The sequence below is a fragment of the Bilophila sp. genome, assembly GCF_057864385.1.
In genome coordinates, this window is the sequence record NZ_DBMAFI010000100.1 from 1 (window position 1) to 9,889 (window position 9,889).

Genomic DNA, 9,889 nt, shown 5'->3' on the forward strand with positions numbered 1-9,889 from the left:
AAATTTTCAGTTTGTTTACGACAGATACCAAGGGAAGAAAAAAAAGTACAATACCAACATATTGCAATGAGCATATTTCCATCACCCGGGCTTTGCTCTCGTTGGTGGAATCGCTCTCCGACATACCATACATAATCAATTAAGGACATATTCAGCTTACGTTTCACGACGCTTTGGTAGGGGATTATATTAGCATATGCTAATCCAATAATACCTAACGGATAATCGACTTTCCAAGGATGATTGGTACGCTCGCCATCAAATCCATTTGAACAACAAAAAGGACGGCCACACCGCGCCGATTAAGCAGTTCCGTTAGGGACAGCATACGAGACGTTCACTTTCACAATGAACGCTGCATTTCAACTATATGAAATTCAAAATAAAATATTAGAAAATCACCGAAAAGATGAATATCCCCACATACTGCGACAACCGGCAGCAGGCAGGCTTCCGGGAAGCCCGTACCTTTCCGGGCAGACTAAAACGGCGGAACGGCATGATCAACGCAGGTACTTCTGGAGCATGCGCAGCACTTCCTTCATATCAAGCGGCTTGGCAATGTGCGCATTCATGCCGCTGTCCAGACACTTCTGAATATCCTCGGAAAAGGCGTCGGCCGTCATGGCTATGATGGGGATATCGGCATCCGGCCTGTCCATAGCTCGAATGCTTCTAGCCGCCTCGTAGCCGTTCATGACCGGCATACGAATATCCATAAGCACCACGTCGTAATACCTCACGCTGGACTCCCTGAACATATCCACGCATACCTGCCCGTTTTCCGCCCAATCCAAGTCAAAGCCATATTCCTGTAAAAGGGTGCTCGCCACTTCCCAATTCAGCTCGTTGTCTTCGGCCAACAGGATACGTTTTCCCTTCCAATCCGGCACGGCGTGCTCTTCCTGAAGCCCGCCCGGTTCCGCATCCTCTTCCACAAACCGCTTCAATTCATAAAACAGCGTGGACTTGAACAACGGCTTGGAAATGAAGCCGGTAATACCGGCAAGACGGGCCTCTTCCTCGATTTCACTCCAGTCATAGGCGGAAATCAGCAGGATGGGCACATCTTCGCCCAAATGCCGGCGCAGTTCCCGCGCCGTTTCAAGCCCGTTCATTCCCGGCATTTCCCAATCCAGAAGCACCATATGATAGTCTTGGCCCTGCTCATGGCGGCGCACGCTCATCTGGACGGCACTCTGCCCGTCCTGTACCCATTCCGCCTGTATCCCCAACTCCATCAGGGAAGAGGCGGCACTCCGGCATAACTCCTCGTCGTCGTCCACCACCAGAATGCTCCAGTCGGGAAGCACCATGTCCTCTTCCTGCATGTCCACCCTTTCCATATCCAGCGTGATGTGGAACTCCGACCCCCGATCCGGCTTGCTGCGCAGCTCTATGGTTCCCTTCATCTCGTCCACGATATACTTGGTGATGGCCATGCCCAACCCCGTTCCTTCTATCCTGTGGACGCGGGCATTGGACTCGCGAGAAAACGAATCATAGATCCTCTTCTGGAATTCTTCCGTCATGCCGATGCCAGTATCCTTCACATGGATATGGGTGCGCACATGCCCATCCCCCAGAGGAGAACGCTCCTGATACAGGCTCACGGCGACGGAACCGCCCAGGGGCGTGAACTTGAGCGCGTTGGAAAGCAGATTCAGCAGAACCTGATTCAGCCGCACGTTGTCGGAATAGACTCTTTCGGCCAGAATATCGTGGATGCGGATATCGAAACGCAGTTTCTTCGCCCTGACCTGCGGCTGCACGATGCCCACCAGCCCTTCCATGACCTCACGCAGGGAAACGATGTCGATATTGAGCGAGAGCCTGCCGCTCTCGATCTTGGACATATCCAGCACATCGTTGATCAATCCCAACAGATGCCTGCTGGAAAGCGTGATTTTCCGCAGGCAGTCGTGAACAATGGCGGTATTCTCGAAATTCGACGCGGCGATGGCCGTCATGCCCACGATGGCGTTCATGGGCGTACGGATGTCGTGACTCATATTGGACAGGAATTCGCTCTTGGCGCGGTTCGCCCTGTCCGCCTCATGTTTCGCCTGCCGCAGCGCAAGCACCTGCCGCCTCGCCGTCCTTCCATAAAGGAACACCATGACCAATACCGGCAGCAGAATCAGTACGCACCCCAGCAGCGAAACAAAAAGCCTCCTGTCTCCCAACTCCGCGATTATCATGTCGAGAGGCCCATGAGGCATGACCGTCACCAGAAACCACTCGGAAGAAGGCATCTTTGAACAGTACACATGGCGGCGTTCCCCCCCGTCGCGCATGGTGAGGAGCATGGTATGCGGCTCGTCACGCATAAGATGTTCCCTCATGGCGGCGACCATCTCCGCGGGCGACACATCGTCGAAGACGCACTCCTCCATGAGCCTGTTGTAATAGTTGCCGCCCCCAAGCCCCGCATTGCTGAGCACGAAGCTCCCGTCCCTGCGGATGATGTGGGAAAAGGTCAGAAAATTTTCTACGGCATCAAGCGACAGGGATTCGTTGAGGTTTTCGAGAGGGACCCCGGCCACCAGAGCCGTGCATTGCCTGCCGTCCGACATGGGATACCCTTCCGATAGGGGATAGCCTACGGATATCCCCAGCAGAAGAAGCTTCTCCCCGGATGCCGTGACGCCGATACTCACTTTCCGCTCAGCGTTGTTCAGGGACAGGAGAAACGCCCCCTCATTGAGGACGGTCACAGGTTCGCCGTGGATGACGTCGGCATATCCGTCCGTGGCGTAAAGGGCCAGATAGGAAAAATCCCTCAGGGCGGCATGATCGTTCATCTGCTGCCGTACCTCCGGAACGAGGCCCGCAGCCATAGCCTCCGGCAGAGTGCGGTCGAGGATGACCTCAATCTGTTTCAGGCGCAGGGAAATGATGGATGCGAAGTGCAGATTCACCTGATTGTTTATCTCTTTCAGATAGATCTCGCCCACTATGCGGATGGATTCCCCGGTATGGCGAACCATATCGCGGGTGCTCCAGACGAAAAACCCAACGCAGATGAAGACGCTGATGGCCCCACCGATGACGAACTGGCGTATATTCTTCATGAAACCTTTTGCTCCTCGCAGCACATTCCGGTTATGGGCGGAACGGGACGGCTAGCTATTCTTGATGAATTTTTCCAGCAGGCTGAAGAGAAGACTGAAATCAATGGGCTTGGCCACATGCGCATCCATGCCCGCCGCCGTGGTAGCCACGATGTCCTCCGCGAAGGCGTTGGCCGTCACCGCAATGATGGGGACGCTTTTCGCATCGGGCCTGTTCATGGCCCGTATCTGCCGGGCCGCCCCGCAGCCGTCCAGTTCCGGCATCTGCATGTCCATGAGGATGAAATGGAAAGAAAACGGTTCGGATGCGGCAAACTGTTCCACGGCTTCCGTGCCGTTCCATGCCTGAACGACCTCTATTCCGTGCATGGAAAAGACCTCGACGGCCAGTTCCATGTTCACCATGTTGTCTTCGGCCAGCAGAATGCGCTTCCCGCGGAGGGCTTCCATATCCGGGGCATCCTGCTTTTCCTTCTCTTCCCCCGCGCAAACGGGATCGACACTGACGAAGGGCAAGACGATGGTGAAGGTACTGCCGCGCCCCACTCCGCTCTCCACGCTGATTTCACCGTTCATCTGTTCCACAAGATTCTTGGTGATGGACATTCCCAACCCCGTCCCGGCCACCTTTTTTGAGCCAAAACGATTTTCCCGCGCGTAGGGCTCGAACAGATGGGGGAGGAAATCCGGGGACATCCCTATACCGGTATCCGAAACCACGAATTTGTATTTGTCGGTATTCCTTATCTGGGTGACGGCGATGGAAATGGCATCATCCGCCGAGGTAAACTTGAAGGCGTTGGAAAGCAGATTATTCAGAAGCTGCCCTATGCGCACAGGGTCGGCCATGACCCATGCGTTTTCCAGTTCCATGCTCGCCTGCAGGCTCTTGTGCTCCACCTCGGCCTGCACACGATAGGCATCAAGGCAGTCCTGAACGCATTGCCGCAGGTCTATCTTCTGATTGTTCAGGTCGAACCGCCCTTCCTCCATGCGCGACAGATTCAGGATGTCGTCGATCAGGTTCTTGAGCTGGAAGCTGGAGTAATGGATTTTATCAAGGTATCCGGCGACTTTCTCCTTATCGTCCAGAGCCTGCCTTGCCAGATCGGACATGCCGATGATGGCGTTGAGCGGCGTGCGCATGTCATGCGACATATTGGCGAAAAAGGCTTGCCTAGCCTTTTCGCTCCGCCGGGCGGCTTCCAGCGTATCTTCCAGCAGTTTCCGCTCCTGAAGCTGCCACAGCTTTTCCTGTTCTATTTCACGGAAACAGAGCACCACTTCCTCAGGCGTCAGGGATTCGTCGAACAGGACGCGCACACTGACCCAACGGTATTCTTCACCAAAAAGGCGGCGAAAATCCCCCCCGAAGTCCCGGACTTTGCGGGAAACAAGCGTGCGGATGCTTTCACAGGAAAAATTCTGCCTGTACTCCTCACGGGCGTCCGGCTCAATGACCTCCAGCATGACCTGCATCAGCAGGCTGTATTTCCCGGTCTGCGAGACCCTTTCCCGTACGTAGCCAGACCCCTTGATCATTTCATAGGCATCATTCTCAAAATTTACGCGGTACAGCGCATAATAGGAGTTGCCCAAGACCCGCACGGCCTCGTTGGTGCGCTTCATAAGCGTATTCACCCTGCCGGAACGCCATGAAAGGATCGCAAGTATTGCAAGGAAAATGCAAACAGACAGTATTAAAAATATTAATAGCGTATTGGATTCTTTCAAAATACTGTAGTGAGGGATGGTAACGATGGAATACCATCCATTATGCATCCTGTCATAGTATATAGCCCTCTTGTTGCCATCCAGATCAATAATATAAGAATCATATTCTTCAAATTCATTATTCTGTATTTTTCTAACCAGATCGAATACATAATCTTGTAATACGTCATCCGGGACATTCAATCCTGTCTGTGTGTAAAGAAGCGTTCCGTTATTGTCACAAAGGAAAAAAGATTCATAACTTTTCAGCTTTTGCGGCAGAAAATTAAAACGGAAATAGTGAGGAAAAATATCAAAAGCCAGTACGGCATTCGCTGTCCGGGATTTCTGTGCTATGGTGACTACAGACTTGCCCGTGGCGGCGTCCTCATAAACGCCGCTGAATACAGGAACACCGGGGTTCTTCTGGGCCATTTTGAACCAGTCTCGTTCCCTAGGGGTAAAATCGGGCATCTTTTCCTGCAACTGGCGGGCCATATCGACGATCTTTCCATTCAAAACGATGTAGGGCACAACTACATTGTCCCCCAGTACAGTCTGAAGCCGCTCAAAATAGATTCGCATCCACTGGACCGTATCCTCCAGCCCCCCCTCCTGCAGACGTTTGTCCATAGATGCGGTGCCGAAGGCCAGAAGCGTCTCGTACACGGCGAGATTGCTTCTTTCCTCGGCCGCGTAGTTCCGGGCCAGAGCCATGCCCGTGACTTTGGCATTCCGAAGAAGCGTATCGCGAAAAAGGCATACCCCGCCCGCAGCCAGCGCGAGTACGACCAGAAATACGAAGATGTTGAGGGACGCTCCGCGCAAAACAGACCTGAACCCCATCGTTCCCCCTCTCAGCCTCTGAAACTCTTTTGGATAGACTGAACGGCTGCGTCATATCTGCGTGTCACTTCCGGCACCATGCTTGCGGCTTCTGCCATATCTCCACGGCGCAAAACCTGAACTTGGCGGGCAAGCAGCTCAAACAGCCCCGTGATGGACATATTCCCGCACACCCCCTTGAGCGTGTGCGCGGCATCCAAGGCCGCGGCACCGTCTCCGGCCTCAAACGCCCCAACAAGTCTGGCATAGGACGTGTCTGCCAAAAACTTTTTCAGCAGCCGTTCCAGCAGGGCCTCATTCCCCATGCAGCGTTCCAGCATGCTGCCCACGTCTATCCCGCCTTCCGTCAACATATTCTTAGTGGCTGCATCCATAGCTTCTTCCCTCCTCCGAATTGCGGACATACAAACTGGCAACCTCTTCTTCCACTGCAAGGAAACGATTCAGCAGGAACGGATTGAACACCCCGCATTCCCCGCGGCGAATCATCTGCAAGGCATCCGCCCGGCTGAATGCGGCCTTATAACAGCGCCTGCTCACCAGCGCGTCGTAAACGTCCGCCAGCGACACAATCTGCGCCCCCAGAGATATTTCATCTCCTTTCAAACCATCAGGATAGCCCCTGCCGTCCCACCGTTCATGATGATGGCGGGCTATATCGCAGGCATACTGATAGGATTCATGACAGCGCAACTGCGGAATCCTTTCCAGAAGTTCCGCGCCCTGTGTGGTATGCGTCTTCATGATCTCAAATTCTTCGGGGGTAAGTCTGGCGGGCTTGTTCAGAATGGAATCGGGAATGGCAATTTTGCCTACGTCATGCATGATGGAGGCCAAGGCGATATTTTCTATGGCTTCCTCATTCATCCCCGCTCCCAAATCCGTATGGAGCAGCAGAAGGCGAGTGATGTCATGGATACGGCGAACATGTTCGCCCGATTCTCCATTGCGGAATTCGATGGCCGTGGACAGAGCTTCAATCATTCCCTGATTCAGCTCAATGACCTTCTGCGCCTGAGCAAGCAGTTCCGACTGCTGCTCTTCCACCTTGTTTCCAAGCCTCTTCCGGGCCTGAAACAACTCCACCACGGAGTTTACACGGCGCTGCACTATATAGGGAATTACGGGCTTGCTGATGACATCCATCACGCCCAATTCATAGGCTTCTTTCGTAACGGTATCGCTGGCCTCAGCGGTAATCAGAAAAATGGGGATTTTATCAACCAAGCCCTTGGCTTTCAAATGCCGTAACAATTGTATGCCGTTCATTTCCGGCATCACTACGTCAAGGAGAACCGCGCAGTATTTATCAGGACACGCTAATATTTTTTCGAGGCCTATACTTCCGTTCTCCGCATGCTCCGAAGCATAATAGGGAGCAAACACGTTCTCAAGAATTTCACGATTGATTTCATTGTCATCAACAAGCAGTAGCGTTCCGTTATAAGCCCCTTCGCGCATAGCCGACCTCAACAAGCAAAAATTCCTTCTGTTTTAATATATTATGAGATATGATATAAAATGAAAAACTGTTTTTTATCAATTAGCTGCTTGTACATATTCATTCTATATATTTATTTAAAATAAAAATCCTTATACATACTCCTTGATGTCAACGCTATCAAAATTTCCTATATTAGCAAATTATCAAATATATTTTTCAGAATATATTGTTTTACCTTTAAAAGGCTTTTTAATAAACACGCATGTATTTTATATAATTTACATATACAAACATTACTCAATGCCGGCATCACTCTTTACAATAAATAGTTCCGCCAAAGGAAAATCCCTATGCCCCCTATCAGAAACTGAGTGTGGATAAATAACTTTTGGCAGTATACACGCAGATATATCACAATGTCCAGACTGCTTCACAGGACTCTCCCACCTCTTCAAAAAGCCTTGCAGCACAAAAAGTTACATATTTTTATATTTTTTGCTTAATTGGACAGGATTGTGCAATTTTTTCTCTTAACCAATATTTTTTAAGGATCTGTTATATCATGTGGTTATTTCATATCCACAGCTTAAACGAGTGAAAGAGAACTGCAACGCCGACTGACGGCATTCGGCATGAAACTAGACATGTAAGGGAGGTGTCGGCAGTAGCTTTTTTCCTCCGCCGTTGTTCCCTATCTTCGCAACAAGAATGCAAATATTCTACTTGTGGATACCGATACCGACACACCGGACGTACTCAAGATGCATAAATGCTTTCCCCGTCGAATCTCCCCTGCCGCCTGAACACTCTAGACTGTGTCGTCATGTTGCATATAACTATATGAAATCATTAAAAATAACTTTTTAAAGTCTAAAAAATAGTTAAATAATTTCAACAAATTATATCTAACTGACGACACAACCTAGACAGCACTGACAAGTGGACTAACCTGCAGGACACTTGCAGAACTACCAAGGCTATGCCGTAGTCATCAATGCCGCCGCCCGTACCAAGACCAGCACGGCCAGTTACGGCAGCATCATGAAGGAAGTCCTGCGGGAAATGCCGCGCGAGCTGACTGTTTTCTAGGTAATCAGACGGCACCGCGATTCCATAGAGCTTTTACATTCCTTTCAGGAAAGTGCCTACCGACGTACCTATCCACGTCTGTCGGAATCTGTACTTCGATAAACCGCAGCGTTTTGAGATATACCATACTTCCAACACACGGGAACCGGTTGAGAAAATGGTATAACGCTGGACTTTCCGGCTGTCGGCACCTGTGTGACCGACTTGTTCTATTTCAAACGGATGCCCAACCACGGCGCTCGTCCTAAAAAGCTACGAAACACGCGTGGAATTACAGCATTGGCGGATAGTTCGCGTGAAAATATGTGAAGCCGTCACATGAAAAGCATCATGAACATGGCTGATATGTGATCGATCTCGGCAAAACATATGGGAGGAAGTCGTCTGAAACGGAAGCGGCCCGTCCGCGTAATGTTAGCAACAGATTGAGAATCTCCGGAAAGACAACGCTTCTGATCGCCAATGGCAGCGATGGAACATCAGCACATCTACTACGAGACATTGCCGGATAAAATCGCCGGAGCGTCCAGAACCATTATGGACGGTATGGCCGCTGTCGCTGAAAAAACTGCCGCAATCCAAGCTCACAGGTAGTGTGGTGAAGGAAGCGAAGCCCCCTGCCTCAAAGATTCAATTAGCAGGCTGGTACCCATGGGGTTGATTGCTCTGATTTACCTACTGGCCTGCGGGAGCCTGCTATTCTGGATAGGCTTCCGCATCGACACCGGCAAAGATATTCCTCTGGCGTTGGTGCTGCACCCGCCCTCCGGCTAGTTTATCAGCGGGCAGTATTGAGTACCAGCCTATTTTTCTCCTCTGCAGCAAAGATATTCAACAAAAAAGGAATGGTGGGAAACGGAGTATTGGCACTTTTTTTATTGTGTCAGACATAATATTTCTACTTCTTTTATTGTAAAACTATGATGCAAGGCATTGAATGTTCTATCGACAACGCGATAGAACATTCAATGCCTTATTATTTTAATAAATTATATAAAATAAGTAAAAGCCAATTATAATCCTAATAATATTTTAATTTAATATTAATTCATATCCTAAAACATTATATAGTTATACGCAAAACAATATAATATTCAAAAGCAAACCAAGAATAAAATCAAGTTTTTAATACAGATATAATGTTTTCTAAATTATTACCGGGTTTATCTGATATAAGCCAGTCTCTAAAAAAGCCAGTTAAAAAAATGTGCTAAACTGCACGAGGCCGGCCTTCGCCAAATAAGCAATACTCGTTGTGAAAAACATCATTATTTTTTCATCACTATAGGAGAACACATATATGACTAGCCCTCATCAGTTAAGCCCCTCCATAAGCTCACCTCTTAAACAAGATGACACTCTGTCAGAATATAGCATCGCTAATCTTGATGCGTTTGTCTCAACTGTCTATCTGCCTCATATCCGGCTCCGCAAACGAAGCTGGCGTGTGGATGAGCGCATTGCGCGCCAACATCTGTCTTCGACTTTTGGAGACAAACAACTTGCTGAAATAAGACGCCACGAAGTGGAGGACTGGCTGCACGGGCTGGCGTCCAGCGGGCTGTCCCCGGCCACCTGCAACCGTATTCTGGCTGTCTTCAAGACAATCTGCTCGCTGGCCGAGATACGCGGCGTTTTGTCCGCAGGCCAGTCTCCCTGCATGGGCGTATCCCCTTTCAAAATACGCACGCAGCGGGAGCGCTACCTCACGCGGGACGAAGCG

Annotated in this window: 8 protein-coding genes; 4 read left to right on the forward strand and 4 right to left on the reverse strand. The window is 50.2% G+C overall.

Features of this window, described 5'->3' with window-relative positions; translation table 11 throughout:
* Positions 1-503 precede the first annotated feature (503 nt).
* The 4 genes from ACZM8Y_RS17060 to ACZM8Y_RS17075 are packed head-to-tail and all read right to left on the reverse strand — an operon-like array spanning position 504 to position 7,094.
* The gene (locus tag ACZM8Y_RS17060) at positions 504-3,074 is read right to left on the reverse strand and encodes a hybrid sensor histidine kinase/response regulator (RefSeq protein WP_482330675.1); all 2,571 of its coding nucleotides are present in this window, start codon (positions 3,072-3,074) and stop codon (positions 504-506) included.
* A 51-nt stretch (positions 3,075-3,125) separates the two neighbouring features.
* A complete protein-coding gene (locus tag ACZM8Y_RS17065) occupies positions 3,126-5,633 on the reverse strand; it encodes a hybrid sensor histidine kinase/response regulator (protein ID WP_482330674.1) in 2,508 nt (835 codons plus the stop codon).
* An 11-nt stretch (positions 5,634-5,644) separates the two neighbouring features.
* Complete coding sequence (locus ACZM8Y_RS17070) at positions 5,645-6,007, reverse strand: Hpt domain-containing protein (RefSeq protein ID WP_482330673.1); 363 nt, start codon at positions 6,005-6,007, stop codon at positions 5,645-5,647.
* Positions 5,991-7,094 (reverse strand): HD domain-containing phosphohydrolase, encoded by a 1,104-nt coding sequence (locus ACZM8Y_RS17075; protein WP_482330672.1) that lies wholly within the window; start codon positions 7,092-7,094, stop codon positions 5,991-5,993. The genes ACZM8Y_RS17070 and ACZM8Y_RS17075 overlap by 17 nt, the downstream gene beginning before the upstream one ends.
* A 943-nt stretch (positions 7,095-8,037) precedes the next feature.
* On the opposite strand from ACZM8Y_RS17075, the gene ACZM8Y_RS17080 reads away from it, so the two are divergent.
* The 4 genes from ACZM8Y_RS17080 to ACZM8Y_RS17095 all read left to right on the forward strand — a co-directional run.
* Entirely contained in the window at positions 8,038-8,166 is a 129-nt protein-coding gene (locus ACZM8Y_RS17080; RefSeq protein WP_302553113.1) for a hypothetical protein, read from the forward strand.
* A gap of 462 nt (positions 8,167-8,628) precedes the next feature.
* A complete protein-coding gene (locus ACZM8Y_RS17085) occupies positions 8,629-8,760 on the forward strand; it encodes a hypothetical protein (RefSeq protein ID WP_487479884.1) in 132 nt (43 codons plus the stop codon).
* Positions 8,761-8,817: 57 nt separating this feature from the next.
* Positions 8,818-8,940: a hypothetical protein gene (locus ACZM8Y_RS17090; RefSeq protein ID WP_482330671.1), complete on the forward strand. Its 123-nt coding sequence runs from the start codon at positions 8,818-8,820 to the stop codon at positions 8,938-8,940.
* 526 nt (positions 8,941-9,466) lie between these two features.
* Positions 9,467-9,889: tyrosine-type recombinase/integrase (locus ACZM8Y_RS17095; RefSeq protein WP_489501919.1), on the forward strand; the 423-nt coding region annotated here is incomplete at its 3' end.